The 23,964-nt window shown below is 73.0% G+C and carries 22 protein-coding genes; 11 read left to right on the forward strand and 11 right to left on the reverse strand.

The window, feature by feature from the left end; all coding sequences use genetic code 11:
- Nucleotides 1-69: 69 nt before the first annotated feature.
- Genes OG622_RS21350 through OG622_RS21370 form a run of 5 tightly spaced genes read right to left on the reverse strand, consistent with a single transcriptional unit; the run spans nt 70 to nt 5,531 of the window.
- Entirely contained in the window at nt 70-867 is a 798-nt protein-coding gene (locus OG622_RS21350) for a type III pantothenate kinase (RefSeq protein ID WP_326579341.1), read from the reverse strand.
- Between the two features lie 14 nt (nt 868-881).
- Nucleotides 882-1,868 carry a carboxylating nicotinate-nucleotide diphosphorylase gene (nadC, locus tag OG622_RS21355; protein WP_371578167.1) on the reverse strand — a complete coding sequence of 329 codons (987 nt, stop codon included), beginning with the start codon at nt 1,866-1,868 and terminating at the stop codon, nt 882-884.
- A 5-nt stretch (nt 1,869-1,873) separates the two neighbouring features.
- Complete coding sequence (locus OG622_RS21360; protein WP_371578169.1) at nt 1,874-3,589, reverse strand: L-aspartate oxidase; 1,716 nt, start codon at nt 3,587-3,589, stop codon at nt 1,874-1,876.
- A complete protein-coding gene (gene panC, locus OG622_RS21365; protein WP_371578171.1) occupies nt 3,586-4,578 on the reverse strand; it encodes a pantoate--beta-alanine ligase in 993 nt (330 codons plus the stop codon). The genes OG622_RS21360 and panC overlap by 4 nt, the downstream gene beginning before the upstream one ends.
- Nucleotides 4,575-5,531, reverse strand: a complete 957-nt coding sequence (locus OG622_RS21370) for a Rossmann-like and DUF2520 domain-containing protein (RefSeq protein WP_371578172.1) — start codon at nt 5,529-5,531, stop codon at nt 4,575-4,577. Before OG622_RS21370 ends, panC begins: the two co-directional genes overlap by 4 nt.
- Nucleotides 5,532-5,775: 244 nt before the next feature.
- Between OG622_RS21370 and OG622_RS21375 the strand changes: the two genes are divergently transcribed.
- Together OG622_RS21375 and OG622_RS21380 are read left to right on the forward strand one after the other, a co-directional pair.
- Entirely contained in the window at nt 5,776-6,975 is a 1,200-nt protein-coding gene (locus OG622_RS21375) for a low specificity L-threonine aldolase (RefSeq protein ID WP_371578174.1), read from the forward strand.
- 97 nt (nt 6,976-7,072) lie between these two features.
- On the forward strand, nt 7,073-8,194 hold the full coding sequence (locus OG622_RS21380) for a DUF5937 family protein (protein ID WP_371578175.1): 1,122 nt from the start codon (nt 7,073-7,075) through the stop codon (nt 8,192-8,194).
- A 30-nt stretch (nt 8,195-8,224) separates the two neighbouring features.
- Here OG622_RS21380 and OG622_RS21385 read toward each other — a convergent pair whose 3' ends face one another.
- The 3 genes from OG622_RS21385 to OG622_RS21395 form a co-directional block, all read right to left on the reverse strand.
- Entirely contained in the window at nt 8,225-8,362 is a 138-nt protein-coding gene (locus OG622_RS21385; protein ID WP_371578177.1) for a hypothetical protein, read from the reverse strand.
- A gap of 33 nt (nt 8,363-8,395) precedes the next feature.
- Nucleotides 8,396-9,067, reverse strand: coding sequence for a response regulator transcription factor (locus OG622_RS21390; protein ID WP_319697451.1), 672 nt, complete (start codon nt 9,065-9,067; stop codon nt 8,396-8,398).
- Nucleotides 9,068-9,140: 73 nt separating this feature from the next.
- On the reverse strand, nt 9,141-10,343 hold the full coding sequence (locus OG622_RS21395; RefSeq protein ID WP_371578179.1) for a sensor histidine kinase: 1,203 nt from the start codon (nt 10,341-10,343) through the stop codon (nt 9,141-9,143).
- A 208-nt stretch (nt 10,344-10,551) separates the two neighbouring features.
- Between OG622_RS21395 and OG622_RS21400 the strand changes: the two genes are divergently transcribed.
- A complete protein-coding gene (locus OG622_RS21400) occupies nt 10,552-11,559 on the forward strand; it encodes an SAM-dependent methyltransferase (protein ID WP_371578180.1) in 1,008 nt (335 codons plus the stop codon).
- A gap of 28 nt (nt 11,560-11,587) precedes the next feature.
- Here OG622_RS21400 and OG622_RS21405 read toward each other — a convergent pair whose 3' ends face one another.
- Nucleotides 11,588-12,748 (reverse strand): NADH-quinone oxidoreductase subunit D, encoded by a 1,161-nt coding sequence (locus OG622_RS21405; protein WP_371578181.1) that lies wholly within the window; start codon nt 12,746-12,748, stop codon nt 11,588-11,590.
- Nucleotides 12,749-12,779: 31 nt separating this feature from the next.
- On the opposite strand from OG622_RS21405, the gene OG622_RS21410 reads away from it, so the two are divergent.
- Entirely contained in the window at nt 12,780-13,286 is a 507-nt protein-coding gene (locus OG622_RS21410; RefSeq protein ID WP_371578183.1) for a PH domain-containing protein, read from the forward strand.
- Between the two features lie 173 nt (nt 13,287-13,459).
- The gene (locus tag OG622_RS21415) at nt 13,460-14,806 is read left to right on the forward strand and encodes a PH domain-containing protein (protein ID WP_371584165.1); all 1,347 of its coding nucleotides are present in this window, start codon (nt 13,460-13,462) and stop codon (nt 14,804-14,806) included.
- Between the two features lie 254 nt (nt 14,807-15,060).
- Here OG622_RS21415 and OG622_RS21420 read toward each other — a convergent pair whose 3' ends face one another.
- Both OG622_RS21420 and OG622_RS21425 read right to left on the reverse strand, forming a co-directional pair.
- Nucleotides 15,061-17,214 carry a hypothetical protein gene (locus OG622_RS21420; RefSeq protein WP_371578185.1) on the reverse strand — a complete coding sequence of 718 codons (2,154 nt, stop codon included), beginning with the start codon at nt 17,212-17,214 and terminating at the stop codon, nt 15,061-15,063.
- Nucleotides 17,215-17,485: 271 nt separating this feature from the next.
- Nucleotides 17,486-18,610 (reverse strand): alpha/beta hydrolase, encoded by a 1,125-nt coding sequence (locus tag OG622_RS21425; RefSeq protein WP_371578186.1) that lies wholly within the window; start codon nt 18,608-18,610, stop codon nt 17,486-17,488.
- A 202-nt stretch (nt 18,611-18,812) separates the two neighbouring features.
- On the opposite strand from OG622_RS21425, the gene OG622_RS21430 reads away from it, so the two are divergent.
- The 6 genes from OG622_RS21430 (at nt 18,813) to OG622_RS21455 (ending at nt 23,952) form a co-directional block, all read left to right on the forward strand.
- Complete coding sequence (locus tag OG622_RS21430) at nt 18,813-20,669, forward strand: phosphatidylglycerol lysyltransferase domain-containing protein (RefSeq protein WP_371578187.1); 1,857 nt, start codon at nt 18,813-18,815, stop codon at nt 20,667-20,669.
- Nucleotides 20,670-20,764: 95 nt separating this feature from the next.
- The gene (folP, locus tag OG622_RS21435) at nt 20,765-21,631 is read left to right on the forward strand and encodes a dihydropteroate synthase (RefSeq protein ID WP_371578188.1); all 867 of its coding nucleotides are present in this window, start codon (nt 20,765-20,767) and stop codon (nt 21,629-21,631) included.
- Nucleotides 21,628-22,131: a nuclear transport factor 2 family protein gene (locus tag OG622_RS21440; protein WP_371578189.1), complete on the forward strand. Its 504-nt coding sequence runs from the start codon at nt 21,628-21,630 to the stop codon at nt 22,129-22,131. The genes folP and OG622_RS21440 overlap by 4 nt, the downstream gene beginning before the upstream one ends.
- Before the next feature lie 248 nt (nt 22,132-22,379).
- The gene (gene folB, locus OG622_RS21445) at nt 22,380-22,739 is read left to right on the forward strand and encodes a dihydroneopterin aldolase (protein WP_371578190.1); all 360 of its coding nucleotides are present in this window, start codon (nt 22,380-22,382) and stop codon (nt 22,737-22,739) included.
- Nucleotides 22,736-23,347: a 2-amino-4-hydroxy-6-hydroxymethyldihydropteridine diphosphokinase gene (folK, locus tag OG622_RS21450; protein ID WP_371578191.1), complete on the forward strand. Its 612-nt coding sequence runs from the start codon at nt 22,736-22,738 to the stop codon at nt 23,345-23,347. Before folB ends, folK begins: the two co-directional genes overlap by 4 nt.
- 119 nt (nt 23,348-23,466) lie before the next feature.
- Complete coding sequence (locus OG622_RS21455) at nt 23,467-23,952, forward strand: DUF3180 domain-containing protein (protein WP_371578193.1); 486 nt, start codon at nt 23,467-23,469, stop codon at nt 23,950-23,952.
- Nucleotides 23,953-23,964: the final 12 nt, after the last annotated feature.

The following is a 23,964-nucleotide window of genomic DNA, read 5'->3' on the forward strand; positions in this document are numbered from 1 at the left end:
GGGCGCAGCCCCTGGGGGACGGGACGGGACGTGTACGGGACGGGTAGGCGCGGCGGGGGCGAGAACTTCTCAGAGACGCGACACGTTCCGCTCGTACACCAGCCGCAGCCCGATCAGCGTCAGCCAGGGCTCGTGCTCGTCGATCACGGAGGACTCGCCCAACACCATCGGTGCCAGGCCACCCGTCGCGATGACCGTCACGTCCTCGGGATCGTCGGCGAGCTCGCGGACCATGCGGCCCACCACCCCGTCGACCTGGCCGGCGAAGCCGTAGATGATGCCGGACTGCATGGCCTCGACGGTGTTCTTGCCGATGACGCTGCGGGGGCGGGCGACCTCGATCTTGCGGAGCTGGGCCCCCTTGACGCCCAGGGCCTCGACGGAGATCTCGATGCCGGGGGCGATGACGCCGCCGACGTACTCGCCGCGCGCGCTGACCGCGTCGAACGTCGTGGCCGTACCGAAGTCCACGACGACGGCCGGGCCGCCGTACAGCTCGACGGCGGCGACGGCGTTGATGATGCGGTCGGCGCCGACCTCCTTGGGGTTGTCCGTCAGGATCGGGACGCCCGTCTTCACACCCGGCTCGACGAGGACCGCCGGGACGTCGCCGTAGTAGCGGCGGGTCACCTCGCGGAGCTCGTGCAGGACGGACGGGACGGTCGCGCAGATCGCGATGCCGTCGATGCCGTCGCCCAGTTCCTCGCCGAGGAGCGGGTGCATGCCCATGAGGCCCTGGAGGAGGACCGCCAGTTCGTCGGCGGTGCGGCGCGCGTCGGTGGAGATGCGCCAGTGTTCGACGATGTCCTCGCCGTCGAACAGACCGAGGACGGTGTGGGTGTTGCCCACGTCGATCGTCAGCAGCATGGCCCGTCCCCGCCCTACTCGGCCGCGCGCAGGTCGAGGCCGATGTCCAGGATCGGGGCCGAGTGGGTCAGGGCCCCGACGGCCAGGTAGTCGACGCCCGTGTCCGCGTACGCCTTCGCGTTGGTGAGGGTCAGACGGCCCGAGGCCTCGAGGGCGGCACGGCCGGCGACGATCGCGACGGCCTCCTCGCACTCGACCGGCGTGAGGTTGTCCAGGAGGATCAGGTCGGCGCCCGCGTCGATGACCTCGCGGAGCTGGTGGAGGGTGTCGACCTCGACCTCGATGGGCACCTCGGGGAACATCTCGCGCACGGCCCTGAAGGCCAGGGCGACGCCGCCCGCGGCGACCACGTGGTTGTCCTTGACGAGGGCCGCGTCCGAGAGGGACATGCGGTGGTTGACGCCGCCGCCGCAGCGGACCGCGAACTTCTCCAGGGAGCGCAGCCCCGGCGTCGTCTTCCTGGTGTCGCGCACCTTCGCCTTCGTGCCCTCCAGGGCATCCGCCCACGCGCGCGTGGCGGTGGCGATGCCGGAGAGGCGGCACAGCAGGTTCAGGGCGCTGCGCTCGGCGGTGAGGAGGTCACGGGTGGCGCCGGTGACGCTGAGGAGCTTCTGGCCGGCCTCGACGCGGTCGCCGTCCTCGACGTGCCGCTCGACCTCGAACTCGTCGGAGCAGGCCACGGAGAGGACCGCCTCGGCGATCCTGAGGCCCGCCACGACGCCGCCCTCACGGGCGGTGAAGTCGGCGGTGGCGCGGGCGTCCTCGGGGATGGTCGCGACCGTCGTCACGTCCACGCCGTGGTCGAGGTCCTCCTGGATGGCGACGTTGGCGATGTCCTCGACCTCCACGGGGTCGAGTCCGGCGTCGGCCAGGAGCTGGGCGAGCGCGGGGTCGAGCCCGCACTCCAGGTACTCCTCTTCGGTCAACCCGTCGTCGGCGCCGCAGGCGCAGCCGTCGCCGCAGCCGCCGCCGGAGGCGAGGGGAAGTTCGGGGGTGCTCACGTCTGTCACTGCTCCTGGTGATGCGGCCGGGTCGGGGGGAAGTCTGCGGTATCCGTGGTGTGTACGGCGAGCGTCCGGTCCGGATTCAGCCGTACGACGATGTGGCGGCGCCAGACGGCGTCGTCGCGCTCGGCGTGGTCCTCGCGCCAGTGGCAGCCGCGGGTCTCCTCGCGCAGCCGGGCGGCGGCGACCAGGACGCGGGCCACGCACAGGAGGTTGGTGGTCTCCCAGGTGTCGACGCCCGGCTCGGCCGTCTTGCCGTGCTCGGCGAGGGTGTCGCGGGCCTGCGCGTGCAGCCGGTCCAGGGCCGCGGCGGCGGTCGCGAGGGAGGTCTCGGAGCGCAGGACGCCGGCGCCCTCGGTCATGATCCGCTGGATCGCGAACCGTATCTCCGGATCGAGCAGCGGGTGCGCGGGCTTCTCGGCGTACGGGACGGGCTGGGGCACGCGCGCGTGGAGGTCGTTCCCGGCGTGGGCCGCGGCGATGTCGGCGACGATGCGCTCGGCGTAGACCAGGCCCTCCAGGAGGGAGTTCGAGGCGAGCCGGTTGGCGCCGTGGACGCCGGTGCAGGCGACCTCGCCGCAGGCGTAGAGGCCGGGGACGGTGGTCCGGCCCTGGGAGTCGGTGCGGACGCCGCCGGAGGCGTAGTGGGCGGCCGGGGCGACCGGGATGGGCTCGGTCACCGGGTCGAAGCCGTGAGCGCGGCAGGCGGCGAGGATCGTCGGGAAGCGGTGCTCCCACATGTGCGCGCCGAAGTGCCGGGCGTCCAGGTACATGTGCTCGGCACCCTGCTCCTGCATGCGGCGCATGATGCCCTTGGCGACGATGTCGCGGGGCGCCAGTTCGGCCAGTTCGTGCTGGCCGAGCATGAAGCGGATGCCGTCGGCGTCGACCAGGTGGGCGCCCTCGCCGCGTACCGCCTCGGAGACGAGCGGCTGCTGGCCCTCCGCGTCGGCGCCCAGGAACAGCACGGTCGGGTGGAACTGCACGAATTCGAGGTCGGAGACCTCCGCTCCCGCGCGCAGGGCGAGGGCGACGCCGTCGCCGGTGGAGACGGACGGGTTGGTGGTGGCGGAGAAGACCTGGCCCATGCCGCCGGTGGCGAGGACCACGGCGGGGGCGTGGACGGCTCCGACGCCGTCGTGCTGGCCCTCGCCCATGACGTGCAGGGTGACACCGGCGGTGCGGCCGTCGGCGTCCGTCAGAAGGTCCAGGACGAGCGCGTTCTCGACCGTGCGCAGCCCGCGCGCGCGTACGGCCTCGACGAGCGCCCGGGAGATCTCGGCGCCGGTCGCGTCGCCGCCCGCGTGGGCGATGCGGCGGCGGTGGTGGCCGCCCTCGCGGGTCAGCTCCAGGCCACCCTCCTCCGACTCGTCGAAGTGGGCGCCCGTCGCGATCAGGCGGTGCACGGCGTCGGGGCCCTCGGTGACGAGGAGCCGTACGGCCTCCTCGTCACACAGGCCCGCGCCGGCCACCAGGGTGTCGTCCTGGTGCTGTTCGGGGGTGTCCCCCTCGCCGAGGGCGGCGGCGATGCCGCCCTGGGCCCAGCGGGTGGAGCCGTCGTCGAGGCGGGCCTTGGTGACGACGACCGTACGCAGGCCCGCGGCCTCGCAGCGCAGCGCGGCGGTGAGGCCGGCGACGCCCGAGCCGACGACCACGACGTCGGCGGCGACGGACCATCCCGGGGCGGGCGCGTGCAGTCGTATGCCTGTGCTGGTCACGAGGCGGCTCCGAAGGTCAGGGGGATGTTGTCGATCAGCCGGGTCTTCCCCACCCGGGCCGCGACGGCGAGGACGGCTTCACCGGTGAAGCCGTCGGGGATGTCGGTGAAGTCGGACGGGTCGACCAGGGCCAGGTAGTCCAGGGCGAGCGGCGGCTTCATGCGCAGGGCCTCGTCGAGGACCAGGCGGGCGGCGGCGCGGACGGCGGCCGGGCCGCCGGGGGCGGCCTTGGCCATGGCGTGCGCGTCGGCGGCCGCGCGGGACTCGCCGATCGCGCTCAGGGCCTCGGCCCGCGCGCGCGTGGCGGGCACCTCGCGGGCCCGTGCGCGCAGCGCCTCCTGGGCGGCGTGCCGGTCACTGCCCGCGAACAGCGCCTGGGAGAGCGCCAGGGCCGTACGGCGCTCTTCGGTGGACAGATACCGGTTGCGGCTGGACAGGGCCAGGCCGTCGTCCTCGCGGACGGTCGGCACGCCCACGATGTCCATGCCGAAGTTCAGGTCGCGGACCATGCGGCGGATCAGGGCGAGCTGCTGGGCGTCCTTCTGGCCGTAGAGCGCCACGTCGGGGCGGGTGAGGTGCAGCAGCTTGGCGACGACGGTGAGCATGCCGTCGAAGTGCCCGGGGCGGGAGGCACCTTCCAGACGCTCGCCCATGGGTCCCGCGGTGACGCGGACCTGGGGTTCGCCGCCCGGATAGACCTCGTCCGCGGACGGGGCGAACACCACGTCGGCGCCGGAGGCTTCGGCGAGCTCGACGTCGGCGTCCAGCGTGCGCGGGTAGCGGTCGAGGTCCTCGCCGGCGCCGAACTGGAGGGGGTTGACGAAGACCGTCACGACGACCTCGCCCGTGCCGCCCGCGATCTCGCGCGCGGTGCGGATCAGGGTGGCGTGGCCCTCGTGCAGGGCGCCCATGGTCATCACGACGGCCCGGCGTCCCGCACGCGCGCGTGCGTGCAGTTCGCCGGCCGTGCGCAGCACGGTGGTGGTCATGGGGCGTCCCCTTCGGTCCCGTCGGTGCCGCCTGTTCCGGTGGTTCCGTCCGTCCCTCCCGCGAGTACCCCGAGGAGGTCCTCGGCCAGCTCCGGCTTGAGCAGGCCGTGGGCGAGGGCCCGGTCGGCGGTCGCGCGGGCCATCGCCAGATACCCGGCGACGGCCGCCGGGGCGTGCGCGCGCAGCTCGGCGACGTGCGCGGCGACCGTGCCCGCGTCCCCGCGCGCGACGGGGCCAGTGAGGGCCGCGTCGCCCGACCTGAGCGCGTTGTCCAGGGCGGCGCCGAGCAGCGGGCCGAGCATGCGGTCGGGGGCGGAGACACCGGCCGTGCGCAGCAGCTCCATGGACTGCGCGACCAGCGTCACCAGGTGGTTGGCGCCCAGGGCGAGGGCCGCGTGATAGAGCGGGCGGTTCTCCTCGGCGATCCACTCGGGCTCGCCGCCCATCTCGATCACCAGCGCCTCGGCGGCCAGCCGCAGCGCGTCCGGCGCCGTGACCCCGAAGGAGCACCCGGCGAGCCGCTGCACGTCCACCGGCGTCCCCGTGAACGTCATCGCGGGGTGCAGCGCCAGCGGCAGCGCCCCGGCCCTGAGCGCGGGGTCCAGTACCTTCGCGCCGTACCGGCCGGAGGTGTGCACGATGAGCTGTCCCGGCCGCACGGAACCGGTCTCGGCGAGGCCCTCGACCAGCCCCGGCAGGGCGTCGTCCGGGACGGTCAGCAGGACCAGGTCCGCGTGTCGCAGCACGTCGGCGGGGGACATCAGCGGCACATCGGGCAGCAGCTCGGCGGCGCGTCGCCGGGAGGCGTCGGACACGCCGGAGACGGCCACCGGACGGTGACCCGCGAGTCGCAGCGCCGCCGCCAGCGCGGGGCCGACCCGGCCGGCGCCCACGACACCGACGGCGAGCCGCGCGGGGCGGTCCTTCGGCTCTGGTTGCTGGAATGTACTCACTCGGTGGTGGCCTTCCCGTTCCAGTCCGCTCTGGGTACCGGACGATTTCTCGTCATGTTAACGCGATTGGTTCGAGGGGCGTTCGGTTGCCCACAGGCTGTGGGTGGTCGCGAGTCGTTTCCGCAGGTCGTCTCCACAGGTCGTCTTCACAGGCCGGGAACGGGGTCCTGGTGCGCGGGCCGGGGTGCGGTCACCGGCGTGAAAACCGGGTGCCGGGCGGGACGGGCCAGGGGATGATCCCCGGATGAGCGAGACGGCGGGGACGGCGGAGACCACTGCGGACGAGGCGGCCACCGAGGAGTCCCCGGCGACTCTGCGGTACAAGCGGCGGCAGGCCGTCCATCGGGCGGCCGGACGGGTACTGGCGCGGACGAGTGCGCTGGCGACGCTCCGGGAGCGGCTGGCGCTGCTGGACGCGGCCGGGGACGTGTACGACCTGGACGAGACGGCGGACATCTACGGCAACGGGGTCGTCGAGGCCCTGGAGACACGGACGGCCGCGCTGCTCGGCACGGAGGCCGCCGCGTTCTTCCCGACCGGCACGATGGCCCAGCAGGTGGCTCTGCGCTGCTGGGCCGCCCGCACCGGGAACCCGACCGTCGCCCTGCACGCGCTCGCCCACCCCGAGATGTACGAGCGGCATGCGTTCAGCCAGGTCAGCGGGTTGCGTCCGGTCCGGCTGACAAGCGAGCCACGGCTGCCGACCGCCGACGAGGTACGCGGTCTCGACGAGCCCTTCGGCGCGCTGATGCTCGAACTGCCCCTCAGGGAGGCCGGTTTCGTGCTCCCTTCCTGGGAGGAGCTGACAGAGCTCACCGAGGCGGCGCGCGAGCGGGACGCGGTGGTCCACTTCGACGGGGCCCGCCTGTGGGAGTCCGCGACCCACTTCGGCCGTCCCGTCGACGAGATCGCGGCCCTGGCCGACAGCGTCTACGTGTCGTACTACAAGTCCCTCGGCGCCTACGGCGGTGCCGCGATCGCCGGCCCCAGGACGCTCGTCGACGAGACGAAGGCCTGGCGGCACCGGTACGGCGGCCAGCTCTTCCAGCAGTTCCCCACCGCGCTGTCGGCCCTCGTCGGCCTGGAGCGCGAGCTGCCCCGGCTGCCGGAATACGTCCGCCACGCGCGCGTGGTCGCCACCGCGCTGCGCGAGGGGTTCGCGGCGGCGGGCGTGCCATGGGCGCGCGTGCACCCCGAGGAGCCCCACACGAACGAGTTCCAGGTGTGGCTGCCGTACGAGGTCGACGTCGTCGCGGAGGCCGCCGTCCGGCAGGGCGAGCAGACGGGCGCGCTGCTCTTCGCCCGCCCCTGGGACCCCGGCGGGCCGGGGCTGGCCGTCACGGAGATCGAGGTACGGGCCGCCGCGCTGGAGTGGACGGCGGCGGACGTGCGCAGGGCCGTGGCGGACTTCGTGGCGCTGGTGGGGAAGGTCGCCGGCGAGTAGTCGCCGGACGGGTGGCGGCGACCTCGTCCTCCGAGCCGGGAAGCGGGAGCCTGTCGTCGGACGGGGCGTTGTCGGTGGCCGGGTGCACCATGTGGTCATGAGCGTGCGCATCGACATCACCGGACTGCGGCGGGAGCGGGTGGCCGTCGTGCCCTCGCCCCTGGCCGAGCTGGGCATGGCGCTGCACGTGCTGGCCGAACCGGGCCACCATCCGGGGTCGCGGGGCTGGGCGGCGGGGGTGACCGCCCGGCTCGACGCGCATCTCGCCGACCGGTTGTCCGAGGCGGACTTCCTGTGGCGTACGTCGTTCTCGGACCTGTTCATGCCGTTCGCCGGGATCCCAGGCCGGGACACACTCCCGGGCGCGACGCTCGCCGACGACCTCGATCTGCTGGACAAGCTGACGGACGACCAGTTCGTCGACGCCGGGCTGGAGTTCGTCTGCTCCCCCGAGTACGCGTACGACTCGCAGCGGCCCGGTGCGCTGTCCGACCCGGAGATGCGGCGGCGCGCCCTGCATCTCGCCGCCGCGCGCGGGCCGCTGCAACTGCGGTTCACGCGGCGGCTGCTGGCGGACCCGCCCGGTGTGCGGTCCTGGCTGCGGCAGTTCCTGGAGGACTGCGACGAGGCTTTCTTCGCCGAGACCTGGTCCCGGCTGTGCCACCCGCTCGCGGCGGACGCCCGCCACAAGACGGAGCTGCTGCGGCACAGGGGCCTGGCCGAGGCGCTGGCCGCCGTGTCGCCCTCGATGACCCTGGACGGCGTCGGGAGCGCGGCGGAGCGGATCGTCGTGGACAAGCTGGTCGAGGGCCGCACGCACACCGGGGACGGGGGCCTGCTGCTCGTGCCGACCAGCCTGGGGCGGCCCCATCTCACCGTCCTGCACCGGTTCGGCTGGCAGCCGGTGATCCAGTACCCCGTGAGCGCGGCCGAGCCCGCCGCCCCGCTCTCCGTCGAGCAGTTGGCCCTGCGTATGGCCGCGCTCTCCCACCCCGTCCGGATGCGCCTGTGCCGCAACCTGGCCCGCGGCGCGAACACCACGGGGGAGCTGGCCCAGATGCTCGGCATGACCCCACCGGAGATATCCCGCCACCTGTCCGTCCTCAAGAAGGCGGGCCTCCTGACGACGCGCCGACGGGGACGGTACGTGCTGCACCAACTGGACGTGACGGTGGTGGCCCGCCTGGGGAGCGACTTCCTGGAGGGGTTGCTCAGGTAAGGCGGGCGACCGGGACAGAGCCCGGGACCGTCAGTCGAACCGGCTGTGCCGGGCGCCGACCGCCGCCTGCCACAGCCGGGTCCGCAGGGCGCCGTCGTGGTTCGGCCCGAGCCGGAGGCCGGCCAGGGTGGCGATGCGGTCGGTCGCGCGCAGTTCGGGCGGCAGCATGCGGCACAAGCACGCGCGCACCCCGGCGGTGGGTCAGCCCTGTCCGCCCGCCCGTACCAACCCCGTCTCGTATGCCAGGACGACCACCTGGACGCGGTCGCGGAGGCCCAGCTTGGTGAGGATGCGGCCCACGTGGGTCTTGACCGTGGCCTCGGAGAGGACGAGGCGGGCGGCGATCTCGCCGTTGGAGAGGCCCTGGGCGACGAGGATCATGACCTCGCGTTCGCGTTCGGTGAGCCGCTCCAGCTCCTTGTGCTGGGGTTGCGTTCCCGTGCTCGGGAGCATGGGCGCGAACCGGTCGAGCAGGCGCCGCGTGGTGGAGGGCGCGACCACGGCGTCGCCGCTGTGGACGGCACGGATGGCGGCCAGCAGTTCACCGGGCGGCACGTCCTTGAGCATGAAGCCGGAGGCGCCCGCCTTCAGCCCGGAGAAGGCGTACTCGTCGAGGTCGAAGGTGGTCAGGATGAGCACCTTCGGCGGGTTCGGGTCGGCGCAGATCCGGCGGGTGGCCTCGACACCGTCGAGCTTCGGCATCCGGACGTCCATGAGGACCACGTCCACGTCGGTCGCCCGTACGACCTGCAGGGCCTCGACGCCGTCGCCCGCCTCCGCCACGACCTCCATGTCCGGCTGGGCCGCCAGCACCATCCGGAAACCGGTGCGCAGCAGCACCTGGTCGTCGACGAGCATTACGCGGATCGCCATCGGGGTCCTCTTCCGTGTCTGAAGCGGGTCTACAGGAGCGGGTCTACAGGTGTCAGCGCGTGGCATGACCGTGTCAGTGCGCGGGCTTCAGGGGCAGCAGGGCGCTGATCCGGAAGCCGCCGCCGGGGCGGGGGCCCGCGTCCAGCGTGCCGCCGACCATACCGACGCGCTCGCGCATACCGATGAGGCCGTGTCCCTGGCCGTCGGGGCCGCCCTCCTCGTACAGCTCGTGGGGCGCTCCCTTGCCGTCGTCCTCGACGAGCAGACCGAGGCCGTCGTCGAAGTACACCAGCCGAACACTCGCACCGGCGTTCGACCCACCGTGCTTGCGGGTGTTGGTGAGGGCCTCCTGGACGATGCGGTACGCCGTCAGCTCCACACCGCTGGGCAGCGGGCGCGGGGTGCCCTCGATCTTGAAGTCGACGGGCAGGCCGGCCACCCGGCACTGCTCGACGAGGTCGTCGATCTGCTCGACATCGGGCTGGGGGACGTACTCGCCGACCTCCTTGTGCTCACCGGTGCGCAGCACGCCGAGCAGGCGGCGCATCTCGGCGAGGGCCTGGCGGCCGGTGGAGGAGATGGTCTCCAGGGCCTTCTTCGCCTGGTCGGGGGCGGCGTCCATGACGTACGCGGCACCGTCGGCCTGGACGACCATGACGGAGACGTTGTGCGCGACGACGTCGTGCAGTTCCCGGGCGATCCGGGCACGCTCGGCGGCGACTGCGACCTTGGCCTGTGCCTCGCGCTCCTTCTCCAGCCGGGCGGCGCGCTCCTCCAGCTGCGCGAAGTACGCGCGGCGGGTGCGCAGGGAGTCGCCGAGCACCCAGGCCAGGGCGAACGGAACGGTCAGGACGATCGCGAGCACCGCGTTCCCCACCGTGCTCATCTGCTGCTCGGTCCAGCGCAGCTGCGCCAGCGACGCCGCGCAGAGACCGCCGCCCAGGGCGAACCAGGAGGCCCAGCGGGCGCCGTCCGCCGCGACCGTGTAGATGACCACGAGCATCGCGAAGTCGGCCGGGATTCTCGGCACGTCGAGGATGAGCTGCGCGAAGCCCGCCGCGGCGGCCAGCATCAGCATCTTCTCGGGCAGGCGGCGCCGCAGGGCGATCGACAGGCAGAGGGCGAGCGAGATCACCACGAACGCGGTCTCGTTCATGTCCTTCGCGTAGTCCGAGTCGATCGCTCCGCTGACCAGGCTCATCCCGAGCAGGACGACGGCCCAGAAGCTGTCGACCCATGTCGGGTGCCTGCGGAGGAAGTCATAGAGGCGCTGCACGTAACCCAGCGTAGGGATGCGCGCGGTGTGCCGGGGTCAACCGGAGGGTCGATCCGTGACGGGGGCATGTACTCCCCAAGGTGGAGGCCCCGTTGTCCGTTCCGCTTAGCCTGACGTGATGATGGATCACCCAGGAGCTCGGGGGGAGCCCCCGCCGTGCGGCTGCGGGTCGTTCGTGGCTGGTCGCGCCCACGCGGCGGAGCCGCATATGTCACAGCCCTCCGCCACTGAAGGGGCGGGGCCGTGGCGGTGCTGGCGCGCCGCGACTCAGGAAGCCCTCTACGGGGCCCATGGCTTCTACCGGCAGCCGGACGGCCCCGCCGCGCACTTCCGGACCTCCGTGCACGCGTCCCCCCTCTTCGCCGCCGCCGTGGCGCGGTTGCTGTGTCGGGTGGATGAGGCGCTGGGGCGGCCGGGCGAGCTGGGCTTCGTGGACATGGGGGCCGGGCGGGGGGAGCTGGTGAGCGGGGTACTGGCCGCGCTTCCCGCCGATGTGTCGTCCCGCACGCGCGCGTACGCCGTCGAGCTGGCCGGGCGGCCACGTGATCTCGATCACCGCATCGAGTGGCTCGCCGAACCGCCGAAGGGGGTCGCCGGGCTGCTGTTCGCCAACGAGTGGCTGGACAACGTGCCCGTCGAGGTCGTCGAGGTGGACGCGGCGGGTCTGGCGCGGCGGGTGCTCGTACGGGAGGACGGGAGCGAGCTGCTCGGGGAGCCCGTCGGCGGGGAGGAGGCCGGGTGGCTGGGCCGGTGGTGGCCGCTGGACCCGGAGGAGGGGCTGCGGGCCGAGGTCGGGCTGCCGAGGGACCGGGCATGGGCCGCCGCCGTGGCGGGGGTCGAGCGGGGGCTCGCCGTCGCCGTCGACTACGCGCACCTCGCCGGGTCCCGGCCACCCTTCGGGACGCTCACGGGGTTCCGGGAGGGGCGGGAGACCGCGCCGGTCCCGGACGGGTCGTGCGACATCACCGCCCATGTGGCGCTGGACGCGTGCGCGCTGCCGGGGGCCCGGCTGCTCACCCAGCGGGAGGCCCTGCGCGCCCTGGGGGTCGCCGCCGGCCGTCCGCCGCTCTCCCTGGCGACCGCCGACCCGGCCGCGTACGTACGGGCCCTCGCGGGCGCGGGCGAGGCCGCCGAGCTGACCGCGCCCGGCGGACTGGGCGACTTCGGCTGGCTGCTGCAGTCGGTGGGAATTCCGGACCCACTCGCCCGCGGTTGAGCCGACCACCGCCGACCTACTTGTCGACCTACTTGTCGATGTCCCCCACCACGAAGAACAGCGACCCCAGGATCGCCACCATGTCGGCCACCAGGGTCCCCGGCAGCAGTTCGGTGAGGGCCTGGATGTTGTTGTACGAGGCGGAGCGGAGCTTCAGGCGGTACGGGGTCTTCTCGCCCCTGCTGACGAGGTAGTAGCCGTTGATGCCGAGGGGGTTCTCGGTCCAGGCGTAGGTGTGGCCCTCGGGGGCCTTGAGGACCTTGGGGAGGCGCTGGTTGATCGGGCCGGGTGGGAGGTCGGCGAGGCGGTCGAGGCAGGCGTCGGCGAGGGCGAGCGCGTTGTGGGTCTGCTCCAGGAGGCATTCGAAGCGGGCGAGGCAGTCGCCCTCGTCTCGGGTGACGACCTTCAGTACGTCCTGGAGGTCGCCGTACGCGAGGTACGGCTCGTCGCGCCGCAGGTCGAAGTCGACGCCCGAGGCGCGGGCGATCGGGCCGCTGACGCCGTACGCGTGCACGGCCTCCGGGGAGAGGACGCCCACGTCACGGGTACGGCCCCGGAAGATCTCGTTGCCGAGGACCAGGTCGTCGAAGACGCCCATGCGGGAGCGGACGTCCGCGACGGCCGTCCGCGCGCGTGAGGTCCAGCCCGCCGGGAGGTCCTCCTTGAGGCCCCCGACCCGGTTGAACATGTAGTGCATCCGCCCGCCGGAGATCTCCTCCATGACGTTCTGGAGCTCCTCGCGCTCCCGGAAGGCGTAGAAGACCGGGGTGATGCCGCCGAGCTCCAGCGGGTAGGAACCGAGGAACATCAGGTGGTTCAGGACCCGGTTCAGCTCGGCGAGGAGCGTGCGCATCCAGACCGCGCGCTCGGGGACCTCCATGCCGAGCATGCGTTCGACTCCGAGGACGACGCCGAGTTCGTTGGAGAAGGCGGAGAGCCAGTCGTGGCGGTTGGCGAGCATGATGATCTGGCGGTAGTCGCGCGCCTCGAAGAGCTTCTCCGCGCCCCGGTGCATATAGCCGATGACCGGTTCGGCGTGCCGGATGCGCTCGCCGTCGAGGACCAGCCGCAGCCGCAGTACACCGTGCGTGGACGGATGCTGCGGGCCGATGTTGAGCACCATGTCCGTGCTCTCGGCGGCACCGCCGATACCGACCGTCGTCTCTCGGGTCTCCGTCGGGGGAGTCATGGACACAGTCTGTCGTACGTACGCTGGCGGAATGGAGACGGGGACCTTGGAGGACGGCGCCGAGCGCGCGGAGAGCGAACCGGCCTGGACGGGACTGCCGCCCGTGCTGTTGCGGATGAGACGGCTGTTGCTGGTGGTGTGGCTGGGGCCGATCACCATCGGTACGGCCGTGCTGCCGGGCTGGCTGGCGGGCCCGCCCTGGGCGGCCATCGCGCTGCTGCCGCTGGGCCTGCTGCTGTGGGGCTGGCCGATGCTGGGCCGCAACTGGCGGTCCTGGCGGTATGCCGAACGGGCGGACGACCTGCTGATCAGCCGGGGTGTGCTGTGGCGTGAGGAGACCGTCGTGCCGTACGGGCGCATGCAGCTGGTCGAGGTGACCTCCGGGCCCGTGGAGCGGCACTTCAACCTGGCGAGCGTCCAGCTCCACACGGCCGCGGCCGCCACGGACGCCTGCATCCCGGGCCTCGACCCGGCCGAGGCCGAACGCCTCCGCGACCGCCTCACCCAACTGGGCGAGGCCCGATCGGCGGGGCTGTGACGGTGCCGGCACAGGACGCGGACGACGCGGTACGGGCGGAGCGGCCGGGCGGTGGGGCCGAGGACGCCGATGCCCAGGGCGCGGCGTCACGGCCGACGGGCACGGACGGGCTGGGCGAGGCGGACGAGCTGGGTGAGCTGGGCGAGGCGGACGGGCTGGGCGAGGCGGACGGGCTGGGCGAGGCGGCGGAGGCAGGGGCCGAGGACGCCGGGAAGGCCGGCGAGAAGCCGGTCGTCGAGCATCGGCTGCATCCGGTGACGCCGTTGCGGCGGGCCTGGGCGCCGGTGGCGGTGCTGATCGGGTGGGCCGTGCACGATCCGGACGGGGCGCAGCGGAACCTGATGCGGCTCGACACGACGACCCTGCTGATCGGGCTCGCGGTGTTCATCCCGGCCGCCGCCCTGTACGGCTTCCTGACCTGGTGGGTCACCCACTTCGCGGTGACCGACAGCGAACTGCGCATCCGTACCGGGCTGTTGTTCCGCCGCACCGCCCACATCCGCCTCGAACGCATTCAGGCCATCGACGTCACCCGCCCGCTGCTGGCCCGGTTCGCGGGCGTCGCCAAACTCAAACTCGACGTCGTCGGCACCGACAAGAAGGACGAGCTGGCCTACCTCGGCGAGGCGCACGCAGGCGCCCTGCGGGCCGAACTCCTCGCCCGCGCCGCCGGTTTCGCGCCGGAGACCGCGCACGAGGTCGGCGAGGCGCCCGTACGGCGGCTGCTGAAGGTCCCGGCGGGCGTGCTGGCCATGTCCCTCGCCCTGACCGGCGCCACCTGGGGATCCCTGGTGGCCGCGGTCGTCGTGCCGTCGGTGCTGTGGTTCGCCACGGAGAGCGTGTGGACCGTCCTCGCGACCGCGCTGCCGCTGCTCGGCGCGGCCGGGGCGAGCAGTGTGGGGCGGTTCGTCGCGGAGTACGACTGGACGGTCGGCGACTCCCCCGACGGGCTCCGCATCGACCACGGGCTCCTCGACCGGGCCCACGAGACGGTCCCGCCCGGCCGCGTGCAGACCGTACGCATCGTCGAACCGCTGCTGTGGCGGCGACGCGGCTGGGTCCGGGTCGAGCTGGACGTGGCCGGTTCCTCGAACTCCGTCCTCGTGCCGGTCGCGACGCGCGAGGTGGCCGAGGCCGTGATCGCGCGCGTGCTGCCCGGAGTGAGCGTGCCGGACACAGCGGCGCTCGTACGGCCGCCCGGCCGGGCGCGGTGGTGCGTGCCGTTGTGGTGGCGGGGGTACGGGCTCGCCGTCAGCGACACGGTGTTCGCGGCGCGGCACGGGCTGCTGCGGCGCCGGCTCGACCTCGTGCCGCACGCGAAGGTGCAGAGCGTACGGCTGTCGCAGGGGCCCTGGGAGCGGTACAAGGGGCTCGCCGACGTCCACGTCGACACCGGCGCCAACAAGACCGTGACCGCGCGGTTGCGGGACGCGGGGGAGGCGGCGGAGCTGCTGCGGGCCCAGGCGGAACGGTCGCGGACGGGGCGGCGGGAGGCCCTGCCGGATCGGTGGATGGTGTAGCGCCGGGGGCGGGGGCGGGGGCAGCCGAGGGTCGGTACGCGGGCCGCCCGGCGGCTGGTGCGCGGGGCCGGGTGTGGCTGGTGCGCGGGGCGCGCCGTGGCTTGGGCAGGGCGCCCGGCGGCTTCGGTTGGACGGGGGGTTTCGCTCAGCGGCGCTTGCCGGGTACCGCCGCGCGCACCCGTGCCGCCTCAGCGGCACGAGGGCCCCAACTGTGTGCGCAGGGGGAAGGGGGTGGGCGCGGCGGCACCGGGCGGCTAGGACGCTGCCGTGCGCAGGCTCTGTACGTCGATCTGTTCTGTTTCGTCGTGGGCCGTGAGGTCGATGACCTGACCGACGCCCCGGGACGCCTCGTCGGCGTGCTTGAACTGGGCCTCGGACTCGGCCTTGTGGAGCGCGAGGGCCTCCTGGCCGACCACGTCGGCGAGGTCCTCGTTCTGCACGGCCTCCAGCGCGTCCGCACCCTTCTGCGTACCGAAGAAGTCGAACCCGCCCTGGACGACGGCCCGCCGCTGCGGCGCGGCCGGAGCTACCGCCACGGCGGTGGGCACCGTGAAGTGACCGGCCGTCGGAAGGGCGGGCAGCGCGGGCAGCGCCGACGGAGCGGCCGGCTCCGCCTGCCGCACGTGCCCCACGCGACCCGCGGGCTCGACCCGCGTCAGCTCACCCATCCCCGTCGACCGTGCCGGAGCGGAGACCGCGGGTACGGCTGCGGCGGTCGCGCGCTCGTGCCCGCGGACCGCCACGGACTTCCCCGACGCATCGTCCTCCTCGGCGGTGAGCACCGGAACCGGCTCCTCCGCCGCCTCGGCGGAACGTCCCTGCCGAGTGCCCCCATCGGTCGGCCCGTCCGGGTCACCCTTGGGAGAAGGGCCCTTGGCGGGACCCCCCTTCGGCTCCTGCCCCCAGGAGGCCGCACCGACGGACCCGGTCGGGGCGGATTCGTCGACAGTCACCCCACCCGACTCCTCGGCCCGTACTTCGACGAATTCGGCAACGGCGGCGTCAGCGGACTCGGACCCGGCCTCGGCCTCGGCCTCGGAGGCGTACTCCCCGGTGCCGACGTCTTCGGACCCGACACCGGCATCCGCGCCGGCACCGGTCCCGGCGTCGACGTGAGCGTCCGCCTCGGCGCCAGGTCCGGTCCCGGGCTCGGACACGAACCCCGGCGCAGTGGCGGACACGGTCTCCGTCTCGAATCCACCCTCGGCCCCGACAGCGGCCCCGAACTCACCCTTGGACTCGGACTCGGACTCGGGCTCGGCCGCGCGCTCAGCCACGGCCCCGTCCTCAGCCACAGCCTCGCTCTCGGCCTGGCTCTCGGTCTCGGTCTCGGTCTCGCTATCGGTCTCGGTCTCGACCACCACGTCGGCACCGGCCTCAGCCGCGCCCTCGCTCACGGCCCCGATCCCGGCCCGGACCTCAACCTCGGCCTCGGACCCGGCCTCGGTCTCAGCCCCAGCCTCGGTCTCAGCCCCGGCCCCGGCTTCCGTCTCAGCCTCAGCCTCAGCCTCGACCTCGATGTCGGCCTCGGCTTCGCCCGAGCCCCGCTGGGTGATGATCCGGTCCAACGCCGAGTTCGCGCGCAGGAAGAGCCCGGAACCGGCCGGCGAGAACACCGGGGTGCCCGGCTTCGCCGCGCCGGAGCCGTCCCCGTCAACCTCGACGTCGGCGTCGGCGTCGGCCTCTGCTTCGGCGCCATCGTCGACATCGCCCTCGGCGGAGACATCCGCGTCGGCCGAGGCAGCCACAGCCCTGCCCTTCGGTGCCTTCGCCGACCTGGCCGCCGTCGCGGCGGCCTTGGAAGCCGTCTCCCACGAAGCCCAGGGCGCCCCCGCCGCGGGAACTCCCTGCGGCGGCACCGGCGTGGCCCGATCCGCCGTCGTGGCCCCGTCGTCCTCGACAGCGTCCTCGCCCGCACCGGCCGTCGGCAGCTCCGGCGCCCCCTCCGGAGCGGTCGCCTCGATCTCCAGCAGGCGGCGGCCCTCCAGGGCGCTGGCCCGCTCGGTCTCGGCGGTGGCGTAGCGGCGCAGCAGCGCGGCGTGCTCGTTGCGGAGGCCCGCGAGTTCGGTGCGCTTGGCGCGAAGCTTGTGCTCCAGCTTGGTGCGCAGCTCGCGCGACTCGTCGAGGTCGGTCTCCAGTTCGGCGACCTTCTCCTCGTGACGCCACTCGTCGCCCGCCCGCGCGCGCGTGAGGTCGGCGACGCGTTTGCCCGCCTCGACGTCCCAACGGCGCATGACCGCCGCGCCCACGGCCGCGGTCGCCGCCGCGACGGCGGCGGCGACCCGGAGCACCGACTGCTCGGAGAACACCCAGGGCCCGAGGGCGCAGACGAGCGAGACGCCTGCGATCGCCGTGGGGGGCAGCAGCCTGTGCAGAGGAGGTGAATGGCGGTGACGTCCACGTGGCATGGCCAGAAACTTACCGCGCGTAGGCGAATGATGGAGCCCCGGGCCGTAAAAACTCAGCCGTCCCTCTGACCTCTCACAAGCCCTCACAAGCTTCCTCACCACCGGTGCGCCAATGCGCCCACCGGCGGCTCCTCTACTGGATCAACCCGATTGAATCCAGAAACGCCTTGGCCGCATGTGCCTCATTCCCCCGGCCGGGGAATTCCACGAAATGCCGGCCCCGCGCAGACTCGCGCCGGGACACCCCTCAGCGGGCACCCCGAGCCGTCGCTCACCGGTCGCTCAACCGCCCGCTGATCCACTGCAGGGTCGCCGGGATCTCCCGCCGCCACGTGTTGAAGTTGTGCCCGCCGATGTCGAGGATGATCGACGAGATCCGCGTCGGCTCCTTCTCCTTCACCTGCTCGATGAACTTCAGCGTGGCCCTGTAGTTGGCCTCTCCCTGTTTGCTGCTGGTGACCAGCAGAGAGGTGTCCGGCGCCGGACGGTGCCGCAGATACCAGAACAGGTCCGCCTCGTTCCGCAGCGTCTTGTTCCCCTGGAAGAGATCACCGGTCGTCACGTCGCTCGGCGCCTTGTAGTAAGGCGAGAGGCCCGCCCCGGCGGCGTACACCCGAGGGTGGTGCATGGCCAGTTTCAGTGCGCAGTAGCCGCCGGTCGAGTCGCCGACGATCCCCCAACTCCCGGGCTTCTTCCCGACCCTGTAGTGGTGGCCGACGGCGTCCGGCAGGTCCTCGGCGAAGAACGACTCGGCCCGCGGTCCGCGCGGGACGTCCACGCACTCGGTGTCGCGCGGCGGCGCCACCGTGGGCCGCATCATGACCAGGATCATCGGCTGCGCCTTGCCGTCGCGGGCCAACGTGTGGGCCGTCCGCGGGAAGTGCAGGCCCTTGACGAGCGCCTCGGCGGTGCCCGGGTAGCCGGTGAGGACGACGACGGCGGGGAACGTGCGGGTGCGGTACTCGGGCTGGAAGTACTCCGGCGGCAGATACACGTACGCCGGACTCGCGATCCGGGTCGTACGGCCGACGATCTCGACCTTCTGGATCTGGCCGCCGACCCGGGGGCGCGCGCCCCCGGCCACGTTCACCTGCTGGGTGTCGACGACCCGCAACGGCCCGCCGGTGTCGGCGCCGTCGTGGTCGACGACCACGCCCTGGCCGGTCTCCCGCCCGAAGAGGTCGGCCCAGCCGGCGTAGAACCCGAAGGCCTGGTTCGCGACGAGGCCGACCGAGGCGAAGAGGGCGACCTGCGTGGCCAGCAGTACGGCGATCCGGCCGCCGACCGCCCGCCAGCCACGACGTGCCAGCCGCGGCCACAGCCACACCGTGCCGACGAACAGCAGCACTGCGGACAGCACAGCCAACACCAGCACCTTGTTGCTCGTAAGACCCATCGGGTTGTCCCCCGCCGCCCTTTCTTTCCATGTCTTTCCATGTCTTTCCCTGTCCTTTGGTTCAGCTTTCCGTTGGAGAGTGAACCTCCCTCGCCAAGGCACCGTCCTAGAGGGCGCAATGTCGCCGGATGCCGGAAAGGCGCCGGATCCAAGCTCACTCGCGGAACAACGGGATGCGATGTCTGTCAGGACAGATGGGGAAATGTCGGGCGGGGTTCCGGTCCGGCCGGACCGACTCCCGACGGGCGCCCTCGGGCGCGGATACGGTGCCGTGCGCGGCGCGCTGCGCGGGCCGCGCCCCGAGGCCGTGCCCGCCCTGGTCGCCAGGGCCTGCACGCTCGTCGGGCTGGTGGACATCGCCGCGGGTGTGTTCCCCCGCTTCCGGAACAGCCGTATGCACACACTGGCCGAGGTGCTCCCGGGCGCTTTCGGCCCGTTCGCGGCGGCCCTCTCACTGAGCGTGGGCGTCCTGCTGCTCCTGCTCGCCCATGGCCTGCGCCGGCGAAAGCGGCGGGCCTGGCGCGCGGCCGTGATCCTGCTGCCGGCCGGAGCGATCGCCCAGTTCGCCTACCGTCACTCGCTCGTCGGTGTCCTCGTCTCGCTCGCGCTGCTCGTCCCGCTGCTGCGCCACCGCGACGAGTTCCGCGCCCTGCCCGACCCGACCAGCCGCTGGCGGGCGCTCGCCAACTTCATGCTGATGGGCGCCGGTTCGATCGTCCTCGGCCTGCTCGTCGTCAGCGCCCACCCCGGGCGCATGGTCGGCGATCCCAGCCTCGCCGACCGGCTCGAACACGTCATCTACGGCCTGTTCGGCTCCGAGGGCCCGGTCGACTACGCCGGCAACACGTCCTGGACGGTGGCCTTCTCACTCGGCGCCCTCGGTCTGCTGACCGCCGTCACCACCGTCTATCTGGCCTTCCGTCCCGAACACCCGGCGGCCCGCCTCACCGACGACGACGAGGTACGGCTGCGGGCCCTGCTGGACAGGCACGGCGGCCGCGACTCCCTCGGCCACTTCGCGCTCCGCCGCGACAAGGCGGTCGTCTTCTCCCCGAGCGGCAAGGCGGCGGTGACGTATCGCGTCGTCTCCGGGGTGATGCTGGCCAGCGGTGACCCGATCGGCGACGTCGAGGCCTGGCCCGGCGCCATCGAGCGCTTCATGGACGAGGCGAAGGCCCACTCCTGGACCCCTGCCGTCATGGGCTGTTCGGAGACGGGCGGCGAGGTCTGGACCCGGGAGACCGGCCTCGACGCCCTCGAACTGGGCGACGAGGCGGTGGTGGACGTCGCGGATTTCTCCCTCGCCGGGCGCGCGATGCGCAACGTGCGTCAAATGGTGAAGCGCATCGAGCGGCTCGGTTACGAGACCCGGGTACGGCGCGTCCGTGACCTCGGCGAGGCCGAGCTGGACCGGATCCGCCGCGCCGCCGAGGACTGGCGCGGCACCGACACCGAGCGCGGTTTCTCCATGGCGCTCGGCCGCGTCGGCGACCCGGCCGACGGGGACTGCCTCATCGCCACCGCCCACAGGGCCGACGAGGTCCCGGGGCCGTACGGCGACCTGAAGGCCGTACTCCACTTCGTGCCCTGGGGCCCCGACGGCGCCTCCCTGGACCTGATGCGCCGGGACCGCTCGGCGGACCCCGGCATGAACGAACTCCTCATCGTCGCGACCCTCCAGGCGGCCCCCCGCCTGGGCGTCAAGCAGGTCTCCCTGAACTTCGCGATGTTCCGCGCGGCCCTGGCGCGCGGCGAGAAGATCGGCGCGGGACCGGTACTGCGGGCCTGGCGCGGGCTGCTGGTCTTCCTCTCCCGCTGGTTCCAGATCGAGTCGCTGTACAAGTTCAACGCGAAGTTCCGCCCGCGGTGGGAGCCGCGCTTCGTCGTCTACGCCACCTCCCGCGACCTGCCCCGCATCGGTTTCGCCGCGATGCAGGCCGAGGGCTTCGTCAACCTCGCCCTGCCCCGCGTGCTGCGCCGCCGCGCGAAGGTTCGCCGGCCGTGCGCGCACGCGGTGGCGGAGCGAGGCATGGGCGAACAGGAAGTACGTGCCGCCTAGCCCCGGGAAGCGACCCGCGTGGGCCCCGGCCACCCCGTGCCCCGGGGCTCCCGCTCAGGTCACGGCCCGCGGCGCCGGGGGCCTAGGCTTGACGCATGAGCAAGCAGAACCGGCGCGGTCAGGTGGCCGGAATGCCCGTGTGGGACCGTTGCGCGGTCATGGGGGTCGTCAATGTCACCCCGGACTCCTTCTCCGACGGCGGCCGCTGGTTCGACACCACGGCGGCGGTCAAGCACGGCCTGGACATGGTCGGGGAGGGCGCGGACCTGGTGGACGTGGGCGGTGAGTCGACCCGCCCCGGTGCCGCCCGGGTCGACGAGGCGGAGGAACTCCGCAGGGTCGTACCGGTCGTCAGAGGGCTGGCCTCCGAAGGCGTCACCGTGTCCGTGGACACCATGCGCGCAACCGTCGCGGAGCAGGCCCTCGCCGCCGGTGCCGCCCTCGTCAACGACGTCAGTGGCGGCCTCGCCGACCCCGCGATGATCCCGGTGGTCGCCGACGCGGGCGCCCCCTTCGTGGTGATGCACTGGCGGGGCTTCCTGGAGGGCGGCAACGTCAAGGGCGTCTACGAGGACGTCGTCGCCGAGGTGATGGACGAGCTGCACGCGCGCGTGGAGGCCGTTCTGGAGGGCGGGGTCGCGGCGGACCGCGTCGTCGTCGACCCGGGCCTCGGCTTCTCCAAGAACGCCGAGCACGACCTCACCCTCCTCGCCCACCTCGACCGGCTGCACGGCCTCGGCCACCCCCTGCTGGTCGCCGCCTCCCGCAAGCGGTTCCTCGGCCGGGTCCTGGCGGGCCCCGAGGGCGCCCCGCCGCCCGCACGCGAACGGGACGCCGCGACGGCCGCCGTGTCGGCCCTGGCCGCCCAGCAGGGCGCCTGGGCGGTCCGGGTGCACGAGGTCCGCGCCACTGCCGACGCGGTCCGCGTGGCCCGCGCCATCGAAGGGGCCCGCGAGCGGTGAACGCTCCCCACACCGACGTCGAACAGGTCGAACTCGCCAACCGGGCCTTCTACGAGGCCATGGAACAGGGCGACTTCGAGACGCTCTCCGCACTCTGGCTGACGCCGGCCGACGTGGGCGCGGACGAGGAGTTCCACGACCCGGCCGAGACCGGCGTGATCTCCTGCGTGCACCCCGGCTGGCCGGTCCTCACCGGCCGCGGCGAGGTGCTGCGGTCGTACGCGCTGATCATGGCGAACACGGAGTACATCCAGTTCTTCCTCACCGACGTACATGTGTCGGTCACCGGTGACACCGCGTTGGTCACCTGCACCGAGAACATCCTCAGCGGTGGCCCGGCGCCGGACGGCAGCGACGAGCTGGGGCCGCTCGTGGGGCAGCTGGTGGTCGCCACCAATGTGTTCCGTCGCACATCCGACGGCTGGAAGCTCTGGTCGCACCACGGCTCCCCGGTGCTGACCGAATCCGACGACGACGAGGCCGAGGCCTCACCCTCCTGAGTGGGTAGGCGGTCCTCGAAGAGCCAACGGGTGACGGGGAACACGGGCCCGCGGATGCGGGTTGCCTCCGAGGTGTGTGCCACCGTGTTCCCCTTCGGGAAGCGCTCCGTGAACCCTGCCTGCACAGGGGTGGACCCGAGCCTCAGCGGGTGAGCTGTCAGTGCCCGCGGGTAGATTCGAAGATGGCCGGTGTGCCGAGCGCACACGGACGAGATCAGCCGTTTCCGACGATTGCAGGAGTGATTCGCGTGGATCGTGTCGCGCTGCGCGGCCTCAAGGCCCGTGGACACCACGGGGTGTTCCCGCATGAGCGCGAGGAGGGCCAGACCTTCGTCGTGGACCTCACGCTCGGCCTGGACACCCGGCCGGCGGCGGCCGATGACGACCTGGCGAAGACCGTGCACTACGGCGTCGTGGCGGAGGAGGTCGTCGCCATCGTCGAGGGCGAGCCGGTGAACCTCATCGAGACGCTCGCCGAGCGCATCGCCCAGGCGTGCCTGAAGCACGAGGCAGTCCAGGAGGTCGAGGTCGGCGTCCACAAACCGAACGCGCCGATCACGGTCCCCTTCGACGACGTGACCGTCACCATCACCCGGAGCCGAGTATGACCGCGTCCTTCACCGGGGGTCAGAGCGACCCGACCGTACAGCCGGTCCCCGCCTCCGTCGTGCGGAAGGTGGACGAGGCCGACACGACCCTGCACAACCCCCGCCGGGCCGTGCTCTCCCTGGGCTCGAACCTGGGCAACCGGCTGGAGAACATCCAGGGCGCCATCGACGCGCTGGAGGACACCCCGGGCGTCCGCATCAAGGCCGTTTCGCCGGTGTACGAGACGGAGCCGTGGGGTGTGGCACCGGGCAGCCAGCCCTCGTACTTCAACGCGGTCGTCGTCCTGAAGACCACCCTGCCGCCCTCCTCGCTGCTGGAGCGGGCCCAGGCCGTCGAAGAGGCCTTCCACCGGGTGCGGGACGAGCGCTGGGGCCCGCGCACGCTCGACGTCGACATCGTGGCGTACGCGGACGTGGTCTGCGACGACCCGGAGCTGACCCTGCCGCACCCGCGCGCACACGAACGGGCCTTCGTCCTCGCCCCCTGGCACGACGTCGATCCGGAGGCCCGGCTCGCCGACCGCGGCCCGGTCGCCCTGCTCCTGGACGGCATCACCCGCGAGGGCGTGTCGCCCCGCGCCGACCTGGAACTCCACCTGCCCGAGTAATCGTTAAGGTCTACCGGGTCGGGACCATCCCCGACACCGTCGGGATCACCGGCCGGGCCGACGACCCGGTGCCGTGGATCCCGGCTTCCGTGGACCATCGGGCTCGTCGAAGGGGCATCGTGAAAGAGCTGCGCATCAGGACGCTGGCCGCGGTGTTCGTCGTGGCGGGGGTGCTGTCCTGGGCAGGGGCCCGGCTGTGGAACTCGGTGGACACGCTGCCGAGCGTCCCGCTGGCCGCCCCCATCGTGCTCGCCCTGATCGCCGCCGTCCTGACGGCCACCGCACTGTCCCTCCGCAACCGGCTGAAGGCCCAGCGGGAGCGCCGGCCCGACGCCAAGGGCGTGGAGCCCCTGATGGCCGCCCGCGCGGTCGTCTTCGGCCAGGCCAGCGCCCTCGTCGCCGCCCTCGTCGCCGGGATGTACGGCGGCGTCGGCGTCTTCCTCCTGGAATCCCTGGACGTCCCGGCCCGCCGCGACCAGGCCATCTACGCCGGGTTCTCCGTCCTCGCGGGCATCGCCGTCATAGTGGCCGCCTTCTTCCTGGAACGCGTCTGCAAGCTCCCGGAGGACGACGACACGAGCGGCGGGGCGGCACGCGCGACGTAGGGGTCGCTCCGG

Source organism: Streptomyces sp. NBC_01314, from assembly GCF_041435215.1.
Taxonomy (GTDB): domain Bacteria; phylum Actinomycetota; class Actinomycetes; order Streptomycetales; family Streptomycetaceae; genus Streptomyces.